The following is a 13402-nucleotide window of genomic DNA, read 5'->3' on the forward strand; positions in this document are numbered from 1 at the left end:
CGGTGTTCGGTTCAGCTTATGCCTCACCTTCAATCGAACGGGTGGCGAGGTGTTCGTAGTGGGCCCAGCGATGATCGACCTCCTGCTGGATCGCCGCGAAGTACTGTTTGGCAAGATCCGGATGGGTCTTTTTCAGCATTCTGAAGCGGTTCTCCATGTTCAGGAACTGCTCGACCGGCATCTTCGGCTTCTTGGAGTCGAGCTGCAGCGGGTTCAAGCCCTCCTTCAGTCTGTCCGGATTGTAGCGGTACAGCAGCCAGTGGCCGGAATCGACCGCCGCTTTCTGGTGCTCCAGACCCATAGACAGGTCAAAGCCGTGAGCGATGCAGTGCGAGTAAGCGATAATCACCGAAGGGCCGTTGAAGGCTTCAGCTTCAAGGAACGCCTTCAGGGTCTGCTCGTCACGTGCGCCAAGTGCAACACTGGCCACATAGGCATTGCCGTAGCTCATCGAGATCAGGCCAAGGTCTTTCTTGGTGGCGACGCGGCCCGCAGCGGCGAACTTGGCGACCGCGGCTTTCGGTGTGGCTTTGGAAGCCTGACCGCCGGTGTTTGAGTAAACCTCGGTGTCTAGCACCAGCATGTTGACGTTTTTGCCCGATGCGGTGACGTGGTCGAGACCGCCGTAACCGATATCGTAGGCCCAGCCGTCGCCGCCGACAGCCCACACGCTCTTCTTGACCAGCATGTCAGCCACGGCAAGCAGGTTCTTGGCGTCGTCGGATTTCATCTGCTGGAGCTTATCCTTCAGCACGGCCACGCGCTCACGCTGCTCGAAAATCTCCGGCTCGCTGTTCTGCGTGGCTTCGAGGATTCCGGTGGCAAGCGTTTCGCCGATTTCGGAGGCCATTTTTTTGACCAGCTCCAAGGCATACTCCTGCTGCTTGCTGATCGAGATGCGGAACCCAAGCGCGAACTCTGCCGTGTCCTCGAAGAGCGAGTTCGACCACGTTGGTCCAAGGCCCTGCGGGTTGGCTGCATAAGGCGTGGTCGGCAGGTTGCCGCCGTAGATCGACGAGCAGCCGGTGGCGTTGCCAATGACGAGGCGGTCGCCGAAGAGCTGGGTCATCAGCTTGACGTACGGGGTTTCGCCGCAGCCCGAGCATGCGCCCGAGAACTCGAAGAGTGGCTGCTGAAGCTGCTGCTCCTTGATGAGGCGCTGGTTGATCTTGTTGCGGTCGAATTCCGGGAGATCGATGAAGAAGCTCCAGCAGGCAGATTCGGTTTCGCGCAGCGGAGCCTGGTCGTGCATGTTGAGCGCTTTGCGGCCTTCAACCTGCTTGTCTCTTGCGGGGCAGACGTTGACGCAGAGCTGGCAGCCGGTGCAATCCTCCGGCGCAACCTGAACCGTATAGCGCATACCCTCCCAGTTCTTTGCTTTGGCTTCGAGGCTCTTGAAGGTCGCCGGTGCGTTTTCGAGGTGCTCCGGTTCGTAAACCTTGATACGGATGGCTGCGTGCGGGCAGACCATCGAGCACTTGCCGCACTCGATGCAGAGCTCCGGTTCCCAGACCGGAATCTCCTGAGCAAGGTTGCGTTTCTCAAACTTCGCGGTGCCGACCGGGTAGGTGCCGTCGGCAGGCAATTCACTGACCGGAATCGAGTCGCCTTCGCCAGCGATGATTTTGGCGAGCACGTTGCAGACGAACTCCGGAGCGTCGCCTACGATCGGGGGACGCATCTCTTTCTGGCTGTCAGCCGTTGCGCCGATCTTCACTTCGTGCAGGTTGGCGAGCGTGTTGTCCACGGCCTTGATGTTCTGCTGAACGACTTCGTCGCCCTTCTTGCCGTAGGTCTCGCGGATCGCATCCTTGATCTTTTCAATTGCCTCTTCACGCGGCAGCACGCCGGAGATGGCGAAGAAGCAGGCCTGCATGATGGTGTTGATGCGCTGGCCCATGCCGCTCTCGTGCGCGACCTTGTAAGCGTCGATGGTGTAGAGCTTCGCCTGCTTGTCAATCAAATGCTGCTGCACCGGACGCGGCAGTTTTTCCCACACTTCGTCAGCCGAGTAGTGCGAGTTGATGAGCAGCGTTCCGCCTTTCTTGAGGTTCTTCGCCAAGTCGATCATTTCGAGGAAGACCCAGTGGTGGCAGCCGACGAACTGTGCCTCGGTGATGAGGTAGGTCGAGCGGATCTGCTCCGGTCCGAACCTCAGGTGCGAGGTGGTGATCGAACCGGCTTTCTTGGAGTCGTAGACGAAGAAGCCCTGTGCGTAGTTATCGGTGTTTTCGCCGATGATCTTGATCGAGTTCTTGTTGGCGCCGACCGTGCCGTCAGAGCCGAGGCCGTAGAAAAGCGCGCGGAAGACCGAATCAGGCTCGATCGAGAAGGTCTCGTCGTAGCTGATGCTGGTTTCGGTCACATCGTCGTCGATGCCGACGGTGAAGTGGTTGACCGGAGCGTCGGCGTTCATGTTATCGAAAATGCCTTTGACCATCGCCGGAGTGAACTCCTTCGAGGAGAGGCCGTAGCGACCACCGAGAATCTTCGGCATGGCGGCAATCTCGCCATTCTGGAACGACTCGGCATAGGCGTTGATGACGTCGAGGTAGAGCGGTTCGCCAGCGCTGCCCGGCTCCTTGACGCGGTCGAGCACCGAGATCGACTTGACGCTCGACGGCAGCGATGCGATGAAAGTCGCCACATCGAACGGTCTGAACAGGCGCACCTTCATCAGGCCGACCTTTTCGCCCTGGTTGTTCAGATACTCGACGGTCTCAAGCGCGGTTTCGGCGCCCGAGCCCATCATGATGATGACGCGGTCGGCATCTTCGGGGCCGTAATATTGGTAGAGCTTGTAGCTGCGGCCGGTCATCTCGGCGAACTGATCCATCGCCTTCTGGGTGATCGACGGGCAGGCATTGTAATATTTGTTGACGCTTTCGCGAGCCTGGAAGTAGACGTCCGGGTTCTGCGAGGTGCCGCGGATGATCGGCTCGTCAGGCGACATGCGGCGCATCCGGTGCGCAATCACCAGGTCATCGTTGATCATCGAGCGAATCTCTTCGTCCGAGAGCACCTCGATCTTGGAAATTTCGTGTGACGTGCGGAAGCCGTCGAAGAAGTGCATGAACGGCACGCGCGATTCAAGCGTGGCGGCCTGTGAAATCAGCGCCATGTCCATTACCTCCTGTACCGAGCAGGAAGCAAGCAGCGCGAAGCCGGTGCCTCTGACCGACATCACGTCACCGTGGTCGCAGAAGATCGACAGCGCCTGCGCGGCCAGCGAACGGGCCGAGACGTGAATCACACAGGGCGAAAGCTCACCGGCGATCTTGTACATGTTCGGGATCATCAACAGAAGACCCTGAGCAGCGGTGAAGGTGGTCGTCAGCGCACCGGTCTGCAGTGAGCCGTGAACGGCTGCGGCGGCACCGGCTTCGCTCTGCATCTCATCGACGAGCGGTACAGTGCCCCAAATGTTTTTTACATCGACTGCGGCCCATGCATCGGAGTACTCTCCCATCGGTGAGGCCGGAGTGATCGGGTATATCGAGATGACTTCATTGGTACGGTAGGCGACATGAGCAAGAGCCTCATTACCCTCCATTGTCTTGAATGTCCGGGTCATACGATCAGAACTGGATTATGATTGTTGGGACTGTGCGATCCTCGACGGGTACAACTACGAAGGAACGGGAAAAGTTACGTTCGCAGGTGAGAAAATGCTTCGAGTGTGCTTTCGAAGATAGGAAAAAAAACTAATATAGTTCAATCGTGAATACTCTTATAGCATTTGCTTGTTGATACGCTTTTTTTGCATCTAACGAGCAGTCGGGGCGCATGCCCGGCAAACCAAACTTTTTTGATTTTTGGACAGAACAGACCACGCCGAAATCCCGGCTCCCGAACCTCGCGAACAGGTTGTTTATGGCCGTAACGCCGTCATCGAGCTGTTGCAGTCGAAACCTGAGAGCGTCGAGAAAATTTACCTCCAGTTCAACACCAGCCATCCCAAGCTCAAGGAGATCGTCATCACGGCTCGTCGCCTTAAGATTCCCTGTGGTAAGGCGCGCATGGAGAAGCTCACGCTCATTTCCGGTACGGCCAAGAACCAGGGCGTCTGCGCGCTGCTGACCAGCGTGACATTCTACACGCTCGACGAGGTGCTTGCCGCACCGCGCAACAGCTCGCCGCTGCTGGTGATTTTGCAGGGGCTTGAAGATCCACATAACGTCGGGGCTATCATCCGCACTGCCGAGGCTGTGGCTGCTGACTCGGTCATCATGATCGAAGGCAAGGGCGCACCGATCAGCGCCACGGTGCACAAGGCATCGGCGGGCGCGCTTTCGCACATGCGGGTCTGCAAGGTCAAGAGCCTGGTCAAGACGCTTGACCTGTTGCACGAGCGCGGATTCAGCATCGTGGCCGCTGACATGGAGGCTGAACATAATCACACGGACATCGACTGGAAGCGTCCCACAGTGCTCGTGATGGGGGCAGAGGGCAAAGGGCTCGGCTCCGAAACCCGCAAACGCTGCGACCAGATCGTGCGCATTCCGATGGCCGGCTGCGTCGAATCGCTCAATGTCAGCGTGGCTGCCGGGGTGATGCTGTACGAAGCGATGCGTCAAAGGTTAGGTTGAAGACCAGTCGGATCATACGTCCAATCCGACCGATCTTTCCGCGATTCTGAAAAAATGTTACCTTCAAGTTCATTTGTAACTCTTCAATTGCATAGCAACTTAAATTGCGTTCTGCCATGAACATCCCTGATAATCTTCGCTATACCAAAGACCACGAATGGCTCCAGCTTCTCGATGATGGCGTGACCGCCGTGGTTGGCATCACCGATTTCGCGCAGTCTGAACTTGGCGACATCGTGTTCGTCGAAACCAAGCCGGTCGGCACCAAGGTCGCGGCGCACGGCGCGTTTGGCACTGTTGAGGCGGTCAAGACTGTGGCCGATCTTTTCGCTCCGGTGGCGGGTGAGATCGTCGAGGTCAATGGTGCACTCGACGATGCGGCGATTGTCAACTCCGATCCCTACAACGAGGGCTGGATTGTCAAGATGAAGCTCGACAACGCTGCCGAGGTCGAGTCGCTGCTCTCACCGGCGGATTACAGCGCCCTGATCGGCGAATAAGGATTATCCAGAATTTCAATACGCAACCATGCCTTTCATTGTCAATACCGATGCTGAGCGGGCCGAGATGCTTCGCGAAATCGGCGTCGAGAATTTCGAGGCGCTGATCGCTGATATTCCCGAAGAGGTTCGTCTCAAAAAGGCGCTCGATCTGCTGCCCGCAATGGGCGAGCCGGAGGTGAAAAGTCTGCTCGAAAAGATGGCGTCGAGCAACGCCGCCACTTGCGACCACGTGAGTTTCCTCGGTGCGGGCGCTTATGACCACTTCATTCCTGCCGCTGTCAAGACCATCGCTTCAAGGAGCGAATTCTACACGGCTTACACGCCGTACCAGGCCGAGGTATCGCAGGGCACGTTGCAGGCGATTTACGAATACCAGAGCGTGATGTGCCGCCTGTACGGCATGGACGTGGCCAACGCTTCGATGTACGACGGCGCGAGCGCGCTGGCCGAAGCGGCTCTGATCGCCCTGAACGTCACCGGGCGCAACGGCATCGTGGTGGCTGGCAAGCTGCATCCCTACACCAGCCAGGTGCTCGAAACCTACCTCGAAGCCGCCGGAGACCGACCCATCGTGCAGAACAGCATCGAAGACGGTATTGGCAGCGTCGCGGCGCTTGAAACGCTGGTTTCTTCTGAAACCGCCGCCGTGATCGTGCAGCAGCCGAACTTCTACGGCTGCCTCGAAGAGGTCGAAGCGATTGGCGAGATCGCCAAGAAGCACGGCGCGCTCTTCATCGTCTCCGCCGATCCGGTCTCCCTCGGCGTGCTCGAAGCGCCGGGCAATTACGGCGCGGACATCGCCGTCGGCGAGGGTCAGTCGGTCGGCAACGCCCAGAGCTTTGGCGGGCCGTACCTTGGCATTCTGACGGTCAAACAGGCGCACGTGCGCAAGATTCCGGGCCGACTGGTCGGTATGACCAAAGACAAGGATGGCAATGACGGTTTCATCCTGACGCTCCAGACCCGCGAGCAGCACATCCGCCGCGAAAAGGCCACCTCGAACATCTGCTCTAACCAGGCGCTCTGCGCGTTGCAGGCGGTAGTACACCTGTCGCTGCTCGGCAAGGAGGGAATTCAGGATGTAGCCAACCGCTCGATGCAGAAGGCGCACTACCTGGCCGACCGTATCACGGAACTACCCGGCTTTTCGCTGAAGTTCAGCGCGCCGTTCTTCCGCGAATTTGTGGTTGAGACGCCGGTTCCGGCGGCGACGATTATCGAAAAGATGCTCGACAAAAAGGTTTTTGCCGGCGTCGATCTCTCCGCTTGGGGCGAAGATGGCCTGCTCATCGCCGTCACCGAAAAACGCACGAAGGAAGAACTCGACAGCTTCGTCAGCGAACTTGCTTCACTCGGCTGAAAAGCCTCGCGCAGTGCATAAAAAAAGCCGCCCAAAGAGGCGGCTTTTTTTGTTTGAAGATCAGTCTGATCAGACTGATCTCTTTTAAATCAGCCCGAGCTGCTCCAATTCTGCTTTCATCGTCGCCTTGTCTGCGTCCGACATCGGAACCAGCGGCAGGCGATAGGCCTCCTCGACCATACCCATCAGCGAGAGCGCGTACTTGACCGGCACGGGGTTGCTGTCGATGAAGTTCAGCCTGAAAAGCTTGCGGTATTTGCGGTTGATCGCACGGGCTTCTTCGAGGTTGCCCGCCTTCATGGCGTCGATCAAGCCCTTGACCACCTTTGGCACCTGGTTGGCCGCCACCGAAATGACGCCATCACCACCGAGCGCCATGAATGGCAGCATCAGACCGTCCTCGCCGGTCATTACCGAAAAACGCTCCGGGCGCTCGTCGATAAGCGTCATGATCTGTTCGAAGTTGGCCGACGCCTCCTTGACGGCGAGCACGTTGTCGAAGTCGTGCGCCAGCCGTAAAATTGTCTCTGCGCTGACGTTGCTGGCCGTGCGGCCCGGCACGTTGTAGATGATAATCGGAACCGAAACCGACTCGGCCACGTGGCGGAAGTGCTGGTAGTACCCCTCCTGCGAAGGCTTGTTGTAGTAGGGCGCAACGGAGAGAATGGCCTGCGCACCAGCCTTTTCAGCGTTGCGCGACAGCTCGACCGCGTGCCGGGTGTCGTTGGTGCCCGCTCCGGCAGCGACCATCATGGAATCACCGGCCTCATCGCGCACCGTGCGGATGATCTCGGCCTCCTCTTCATTCGTGAGCGTAGGCGACTCGCCGGTCGTGCCGCAGGGAAGAATGATGTCGGTTCCGGCCTCGCGATGAAATCGCACTAGCCTTCGCAGCGCTTCATAATCGACCGATCCATCCTCTTTGAACGGGGTGACAAGGGCTACGGTTGAACCTGAAATAAGGCGATTGGACATAAAAACTGCTTGATTCTAAAGTGATTTAAGGCTGTTGGCGTTGTGTGGGCGACGAGTCGCGAACGCGGTCAGTTAAGCCTTTGTGTTGTTATGAATGTAGCCAATGAGTTCCATTTATAAAAAACCGTAAATTACTTGACAGAGCGGATTCAGGAATCCCGCCGCCGGACTTGTTTAAACAGGAGCGCGAATTATGGCCGATCTGAAATCGATTTACAAAAAGCTTTCTTCAAAGCCGCTTCAGGGCGAAGAGCTTGACCGGTGGTATGTTGATACGGCGGTTGGCCGGGGGCACGATCCTGATGAATTTACTGCCAATCTGAACAATCCAGCCAACTCCGCATCTGCTCCTGAATCGTGAAGAAGCGCATCCGTGTTGCGACATGGGTGCTGGTGGGTATCCAGATGGTGCACTCGGTCGAGGAGTAACTGAGGGGGTTCGACCGGTGCTTTCCGGTGTTTGTGTGGTATAACACGCACTTCGCGTCGGTGGGGGATGTTTTTCGCCTTCAACCTCTCCATCGTGGTGACGATGGCGCTGCTGTCGCTGGTGGCTTTTTCGGATTGGTGGCGTGAGCGTTTTCCTGTTTTGCTTGCCATCAAGGCAAAATCATCGCTCGACTGAAAACTGCTCGCCGAAATCAAGAAAACATTTCAGGAATCAGAATTGCCGTTCAGAGTTGATGGCGTTGTTATGCATTATTCGATGACTCCCTTTGCTTGAAGTGCATCTCGTGTCAACTGCTGGCGTAAAGGCAAATCCTGTTTGTCTCGAACCTCAATGTTAGTGGCAAAGAACCAAACATCCTTTGGTGTTTCGATATAGCCCACATACCAGCCCACTTGTGGATTTACTCTCGTTGCCCAGCCTGTTTTGGCCCACATCGTATACGACGGAGTTTGCTCCACAAGCATGACTTGTCGCAGCGTTTCGTAAGAGTGAGTGCTAAATGGGAGTGTCCGCAGATATACTTTTTTGAGGAAATTTACCTGCTCAATTGCGCTAATTTGAAGAGAGCCGTCAAGCCAGAATGTTGTTTCGTCGAAAGGTTCACGTAATTCCCCGTAAGCAGTCTTGCGTAAATAACTTCGATATTTTTCTGCGCCGACTCGGCGCGCAAGTTCCTGAAAACACCATACACATGAAACTTTGAATGCGCTTTCTAACGTCTGATCATGATTCCAATCAGGAAAGTCATATATGTGTCCGTCCCATTTCAGCACTTCGTCTTTTTCAGAAATTGCCTTTTCTTCAAGCGCAATCAGTGTATTCATAATTTTGAATGTTGATGCGGTCGAAAATCTTTGATTTGCGCGAAGATCGTTGTGGATGAAGATATTTCCGTTATGTAGCGACGAAATCACAATCGTTCCATTTAATCTTTGCTGCGAAAATAGCCCAGCGAGAACTTTGTCTTCAGCAACTGCCGGTAGTGACCACAGAAGGGCTAAAAAAAGGATGAAAAGCTTGCTCATGTTTTTATGCATAACATTGTTTATACTGATCCGCCTAAACCTCGGATTTTTGAATTATAACCCATATAAGACGCAATCGAAAAACCATCCTAAATGCCGACAATAGCATAATTATTAACCACTTAAGTGCCGGATTGCGTTTTATTTTTGCTTCTTATACGGATCGGCATAAAAACAACCGTAGAATCAAAGCGCCTGTCAGTAATTCCGTCGCTCGTGTAACATCGAATCTGTTCTGCTCATTTGGAAGGCCGTTTCGTGGGGTGTACTGCATAAGCCCAACGGCGAGGCTTACGGTTTATATGTACGAAGATTACGAGAGTGTCTCAAGCATAAAATCCCGACATCAAGAGAGGAAGCTGAAATCCAATGCCGCGAGCAGGGTTATTACTCCGGCCACAATACATCGCAATCGCCGTCGTTGTAAGAAATTAGGCTAAAGCCTTTATTTGTTTTGTCTTATCTGCATACCCCGGACTAAAGTCCGGGGCAATTTTTTGAGAATTTTAATGGCTGAATTAATAAGCCGACCTTCCTGCTTCGACCAGCTCTTTGGCGAGCTGGAGGGAGGTTTCGGTGATATCCGCGCCGCTGAAGAGGCGGGCTACTTCTCGGACGTGTTCGTCGTCCGAGAGTGGGGCGACGCCAGTGAGGGTGCGGTCAGCTTCGATGCGTTTGACAACGGCGAGGTGCAAATCACCCATTGCGGCGATCTGGGGGAGGTGGGTGATGGCCATGATCTGGTGCATCCGCGAGAGGCGCTTGAGGCTGAAGCCGACCGACTGGGCTACCTTGCCGCTGATGCCGGTGTCGATTTCGTCGAACACCAGAATCGGAAGTTCTGCCGAGCGGGCCAGAGCGCTTTTCATGGCGAGCATGACGCGGGAGATTTCGCCGCCGGAGGCCACCTTCGCGAGCGGCTTCGGAGATTCGCCGAGGTTGGTTGAAATCATGAACTCGACGCGGTCGCAGCCGTTGTCGAATGCCCGGTAGCGCGTTCCGTCGATCTCGATGTCGCCGTCTGGAGCGGCTTCGCGGGTGAAGCGTACTTCGAAGGTGCTGTGCGGAATGCCGAGCGTCGAGAGGCCTGCCACGATCTCCTCTTCCAGCCGTCCGGCGGCTTCGCGGCGATGCTCCGAGAGCGTCTCCGCCGAAGCCGAAAGCGCCGTGCGCGAGTTGGCAATTTCGGCTTCGGTGGCCGCAAGCTCGCCCGCCAGGTTCTCCTCCAGCGACAGTTCCTCGGCGAGGCGGTCGCGCAGGGCGATCAGCTCGTCGATGCTCTTGCAGTGCTTTTTGGCGAGCCGCTGCAACAGCATCTGCCGCTGGCGCAGCTCTTCGAGCCGGTCGCTGTTGAACTCGATGCCGCCCGCGTAGCTTCCGGCGAAGCGGTTCAGTTCTTCGACTGTGGCCTTCGCGCCGCGCAGTTCGTCGAGCCACGGCTCGAAACTCTTGTCAATCCCCGCAAGCTTTTCAAGCAGATGCACTGCCGACGAGAGTGACGTGTAAGCCGAGCTGTCCGATTCGTAGAGATTCTGGCCAAGCTCGGTGCTGAGACTGAAGAGGGTTTCGGCGTTTTCGAGCAGGTTGATCTCCTCGTCAATCGACTGCTCCTCGCCTTCGACGAGAGCCGCCACGTCAAGCTCCTTGTACTGGTAGTCGATGAAGTCGCGCTTTTCGCGGAGCGCATCGGCGCGTTCGTTGAGGCTTTGCAGCTCGCGGCGCAGCGTGCGGTACTCGTCGAGCGTGGCGCGATACTGCGCGGTCTCGGCGTGAAGCAGGCCGAAGCCGTCGAGCATTCCGGCGTGGGTTTCGGCGTGGAGGAGAAGCTGGTGGTCGTGCTGGCCGTGCAGATCGACGAGCTGCTGCCCGGCGCGCTTGAGCAGCGAAACCGTGCAGGGGGTGTCGTTGATGAAGCAGCGCGACTGGCCTGTCGCTGAGATGTCGCGCCGAAGGATCAGCTCCGGCGTGCGTTCGATCTCCTCCTCGTCGAGCATCTCACCGATCATCTCGTAGTGCTCGCCGCCGAAGACCGCCTCGATCACCGCCTTTCGCGCCCCTGCTCGCACCACCTCCGCGCTCGCCCGCTCGCCGAGCACCATGTTCAGAGCCCCCATCAGAATCGACTTGCCTGCGCCGGTCTCGCCGGTGATGATGGTCAGGCCCGGTGCGAAGCTGACCGAAAGTTCGTCGATAAGCGCGAAATCCCTGACGTAGAGGCTTTTGAGCATGAGACGGAGTTATGGGTTCGGCGAGCTGACAGCTTCAAAGATAACGCTAAACGGCCGTGTTTGAAAAACGCATTTCCCGCTTACCTTGCCAGTCCTACCGTGCGCGCGTCGTTGTACCGGGAACCCGAATAGCCCGCGGCGTTCATCGTCACGCGGTAGCTTCCGGCTGGCATGGGCTGGCCGGAGTCATCGCATCCGTCCCACCAGAGTTGTGTTACCGGCCCGGCAGGTGTGCCCGCCGCCAGCCTGCGCAGCAGTTTGCCGCTCATGTCATACACCGAAACGGAAAGCTGGTACGAGTCTGCCGGGAGGCTGATCGCAATCGAGAGGTAGTCGTCGCTGCCGTCGCCGTTCGGTGAGAAGGTGCCGGGTGAAAGGTTGAAGATATCTTCACTTCTGGTCGGGGGAGCGTAGATCGAATTGGTTTTTCCGGGCGTGCCGCCGAACTGAGCATCGGTCGAGGAGCTCCAGCTCAGTGGCGTGTCGGAGAGCATCAGCGGGTTGAACTTTTCGATGGAGATTCGCTTGGTGGATTTGTTGGCCGGATTGTGCCAGTTGGCCGTATAGTTTGCCGAGTCGATGACTGTGCCGTTCTGGTCAAGCAGACTGACGCAATCACCATCGTTGTTGAAAGAGAAGGTTTTGTAATCTTTCACCAGAAAGATTCGGGAATCGTTCGGCAGGTAGGTGTAAAACGTCGTCAGTCGGGAACCGGTGATCTGGCCGTTTTTCTCGGGTGCGATGACTGCGTACTGGCCAGGTTCGAGGATGTTGTTGCCTCCTGCCGGGGCGAAGTAGTAGCGGTAGTACTTACCGGTGGTTGCGCTCGGACGGTCGGTGATGCTCCAGCCGGTCAGGTCGACGGGCGTTGTGCCGGGGTTGTAAATTTCAACGAAGTCCGGCTGGTCGGGCAGGTCGTCTGTGGAGCTTTGCAGCGGGTCGAACAGTATTTCGTTCAGTACGGGTGTTGTGCGTCCATCTTGCCGGGAAAGGGTTTCCGAAAAGCTCTTATCTCCGGTGTCGGTCACGCAGGCGGTGAGCAACAGAAAAAGAAGGACAAAAAGATGGTAGGGGCTCATCTTGCTGTCGGCTATGGTTGATCGATGTGGCCGGATCAGGAGCTGTTGCTCCCGGATGTTTCAATCACGGGTGCTTCGGCCATTGCTTCCCGTGCTCTATCGAGATCAAAAAAATCAGTTTGAGGCCCGGATCAGGGAAAAGAGAGAGGCGTTACAAATGCAACGCCTCAGGCTGTTTCAACAAAGGATGGATTTTTTCAAGGCAAAGCTCAGGCCTTTTTCTCCTTTTTTTCCTTGCTGGCAGGCTCATCCTCTGCCGCTTTGTTGAACTCTTCTTCAATTTCACTCTGTGCCTTTTTGAACTCTTTCATGCCTTTGCCGAGTCCCTTTGCAAGTTCCGGCAATTTCTGGGCACCGAACAGCAGAAGGATGATGAGGAGGATGAGAACGAGTTCCTGACCGCCTAAACCGAACATAGGTATTTCTCCGGAAAGTGTACAAATCGTAAGTCTGCGGCTTACCGCAAGCAAAACTTAACAAAGAAGCCGTTCAAACCAAAAATTTTTCGATGAAAATCAGTAGATCCAACCAAGGATTGTTGTGCCACCGACCGTTTTCATGCCGACCGATGCACTGACCTTAACCGATGGCGGCAGAACGATATCGACTCGTGAGCCGAGCTTGATCATGCCGAAAAGGTTGCCTGTGGTTACCTCCTGACCTGGCTTCAGGTCGCAGACGATTCTGCGGGCCACAAATCCCGAGACCTGGCAGAACCAGATCGTGCCGGCGGCAGTCTCAAGCGTGATTTCCATGCGCTCGTTATCGGTCATGCTGCGATGGTCGAAAGCCATCAGGTATTTCCCCGGCACATAATTCAGATTGAGCACTCGTCCGCTGATGGGGATTCGGTTCACATGGACGTTGAAGGGGGACATGAAGATGCTTACGAGCGTGGAGCCATCCCCGGTTACCGGATGATCAATGGACTGCTTCAGGACGATTTTTCCATCGGCGGGAGCGATGACGGCGCCGGGTTCCGTGGGAATTTCGCGCTCGGGATCCCGATAGAAAAAGAGCGTGAAGAAGAGGAACAACAGAACAGCCAGAGAAAGGGCTGCGCCGCCGGGTTGAGGAAGAAAAAAGCCTGTGACGAAGAAAAGAGAGCAGAAAATGGCGGTGGTAGTAACGCTGCCGGCTCCGTATGGGGAAATGCGCATGAGCGATAGAGCTGTTCTTTGATCAAAGTTTA

General features: G+C 56.3%; 12 protein-coding genes. 5 read left to right on the top strand and 7 right to left on the bottom strand.

What is annotated here, in order from left to right:
* Nucleotides 1-16: 16 nt before the first annotated feature.
* Nucleotides 17-3574, bottom strand: coding sequence for a pyruvate:ferredoxin (flavodoxin) oxidoreductase (gene nifJ, locus CPAR_RS02855; RefSeq protein WP_041466109.1), 3558 nt, complete (start codon nucleotides 3572-3574; stop codon nucleotides 17-19).
* Nucleotides 3575-3815: 241 nt separating this feature from the next.
* Between nifJ and rlmB the strand changes: the two genes are divergently transcribed.
* From rlmB to gcvPA, 3 genes are all read left to right on the top strand, one after another.
* Complete coding sequence (rlmB, locus tag CPAR_RS02860) at nucleotides 3816-4589, top strand: 23S rRNA (guanosine(2251)-2'-O)-methyltransferase RlmB (protein ID WP_012501816.1); 774 nt, start codon at nucleotides 3816-3818, stop codon at nucleotides 4587-4589.
* Between the two features lie 116 nt (nucleotides 4590-4705).
* Complete coding sequence (gene gcvH, locus CPAR_RS02865; RefSeq protein ID WP_012501817.1) at nucleotides 4706-5089, top strand: glycine cleavage system protein GcvH; 384 nt, start codon at nucleotides 4706-4708, stop codon at nucleotides 5087-5089.
* Nucleotides 5090-5117: 28 nt separating this feature from the next.
* Nucleotides 5118-6452, top strand: coding sequence for an aminomethyl-transferring glycine dehydrogenase subunit GcvPA (gene gcvPA / locus CPAR_RS02870; protein ID WP_012501818.1), 1335 nt, complete (start codon nucleotides 5118-5120; stop codon nucleotides 6450-6452).
* 84 nt (nucleotides 6453-6536) lie between these two features.
* Here gcvPA and dapA read toward each other — a convergent pair whose 3' ends face one another.
* The gene (gene dapA, locus CPAR_RS02875; protein WP_012501819.1) at nucleotides 6537-7427 is read right to left on the bottom strand and encodes a 4-hydroxy-tetrahydrodipicolinate synthase; all 891 of its coding nucleotides are present in this window, start codon (nucleotides 7425-7427) and stop codon (nucleotides 6537-6539) included.
* A 193-nt stretch (nucleotides 7428-7620) separates the two neighbouring features.
* On the opposite strand from dapA, the gene CPAR_RS10940 reads away from it, so the two are divergent.
* Entirely contained in the window at nucleotides 7621-7788 is a 168-nt protein-coding gene (locus CPAR_RS10940; protein ID WP_156773359.1) for a hypothetical protein, read from the top strand.
* A gap of 135 nt (nucleotides 7789-7923) precedes the next feature.
* The gene (locus tag CPAR_RS11330; RefSeq protein ID WP_269478992.1) at nucleotides 7924-8052 is read left to right on the top strand and encodes a hypothetical protein; all 129 of its coding nucleotides are present in this window, start codon (nucleotides 7924-7926) and stop codon (nucleotides 8050-8052) included.
* Between the two features lie 74 nt (nucleotides 8053-8126).
* On the opposite strand, the gene blaOXA is transcribed toward CPAR_RS11330, so the two are convergent.
* The 5 genes from blaOXA to CPAR_RS02900 all read right to left on the bottom strand — a co-directional run bounded on the left by blaOXA (nucleotide 8127) and on the right by CPAR_RS02900 (nucleotide 13370).
* Nucleotides 8127-8903, bottom strand: a complete 777-nt coding sequence (blaOXA, locus tag CPAR_RS02880) for an OXA-198 family carbapenem-hydrolyzing class D beta-lactamase (RefSeq protein ID WP_041466248.1) — start codon at nucleotides 8901-8903, stop codon at nucleotides 8127-8129.
* A 518-nt stretch (nucleotides 8904-9421) separates the two neighbouring features.
* Nucleotides 9422-11131 carry a DNA repair protein RecN gene (gene recN, locus CPAR_RS02885; RefSeq protein WP_012501821.1) on the bottom strand — a complete coding sequence of 570 codons (1710 nt, stop codon included), beginning with the start codon at nucleotides 11129-11131 and terminating at the stop codon, nucleotides 9422-9424.
* An 80-nt stretch (nucleotides 11132-11211) separates the two neighbouring features.
* Nucleotides 11212-12210, bottom strand: coding sequence for a lamin tail domain-containing protein (locus tag CPAR_RS02890; protein ID WP_012501822.1), 999 nt, complete (start codon nucleotides 12208-12210; stop codon nucleotides 11212-11214).
* A 209-nt stretch (nucleotides 12211-12419) separates the two neighbouring features.
* On the bottom strand, nucleotides 12420-12626 hold the full coding sequence (locus tag CPAR_RS02895) for a Sec-independent protein translocase subunit TatA/TatB (protein WP_012501823.1): 207 nt from the start codon (nucleotides 12624-12626) through the stop codon (nucleotides 12420-12422).
* A gap of 99 nt (nucleotides 12627-12725) precedes the next feature.
* On the bottom strand, nucleotides 12726-13370 hold the full coding sequence (locus tag CPAR_RS02900; RefSeq protein WP_012501824.1) for a phosphatidylserine decarboxylase: 645 nt from the start codon (nucleotides 13368-13370) through the stop codon (nucleotides 12726-12728).
* Between the last annotated feature and the right edge of the window lie 32 nt (nucleotides 13371-13402).

It is taken from the genome of Chlorobaculum parvum NCIB 8327 (assembly GCF_000020505.1).
Classification (GTDB): domain Bacteria; phylum Bacteroidota; class Chlorobiia; order Chlorobiales; family Chlorobiaceae; genus Chlorobaculum; species Chlorobaculum parvum_A.

Excerpts from the sequence above, each read along its gene's own strand:
- nifJ (WP_041466109.1), bottom strand. The coding sequence starts at position 3,574 with ATGACCCGGACATTCAAGACAATGGAGGGTAATGAGGCTCTTGCTCAT.
- gcvH (WP_012501817.1), top strand. The coding sequence starts at position 4,706 with ATGAACATCCCTGATAATCTTCGCTATACCAAAGACCACGAATGGCTC.
- gcvPA (WP_012501818.1), top strand. The coding sequence starts at position 5,118 with ATGCCTTTCATTGTCAATACCGATGCTGAGCGGGCCGAGATGCTTCGC.
- dapA (WP_012501819.1), bottom strand. The coding sequence starts at position 7,427 with ATGTCCAATCGCCTTATTTCAGGTTCAACCGTAGCCCTTGTCACCCCG.
- CPAR_RS10940 (WP_156773359.1), top strand. The coding sequence starts at position 7,621 with ATGGCCGATCTGAAATCGATTTACAAAAAGCTTTCTTCAAAGCCGCTT.
- CPAR_RS11330 (WP_269478992.1), top strand. The coding sequence starts at position 7,924 with ATGTTTTTCGCCTTCAACCTCTCCATCGTGGTGACGATGGCGCTGCTG.
- blaOXA (WP_041466248.1), bottom strand. The coding sequence starts at position 8,903 with ATGAGCAAGCTTTTCATCCTTTTTTTAGCCCTTCTGTGGTCACTACCG.
- recN (WP_012501821.1), bottom strand. The coding sequence starts at position 11,131 with ATGCTCAAAAGCCTCTACGTCAGGGATTTCGCGCTTATCGACGAACTT.
- CPAR_RS02890 (WP_012501822.1), bottom strand. The coding sequence starts at position 12,210 with ATGAGCCCCTACCATCTTTTTGTCCTTCTTTTTCTGTTGCTCACCGCC.
- CPAR_RS02895 (WP_012501823.1), bottom strand. The coding sequence starts at position 12,626 with ATGTTCGGTTTAGGCGGTCAGGAACTCGTTCTCATCCTCCTCATCATC.
- CPAR_RS02900 (WP_012501824.1), bottom strand. The coding sequence starts at position 13,370 with ATGCGCATTTCCCCATACGGAGCCGGCAGCGTTACTACCACCGCCATT.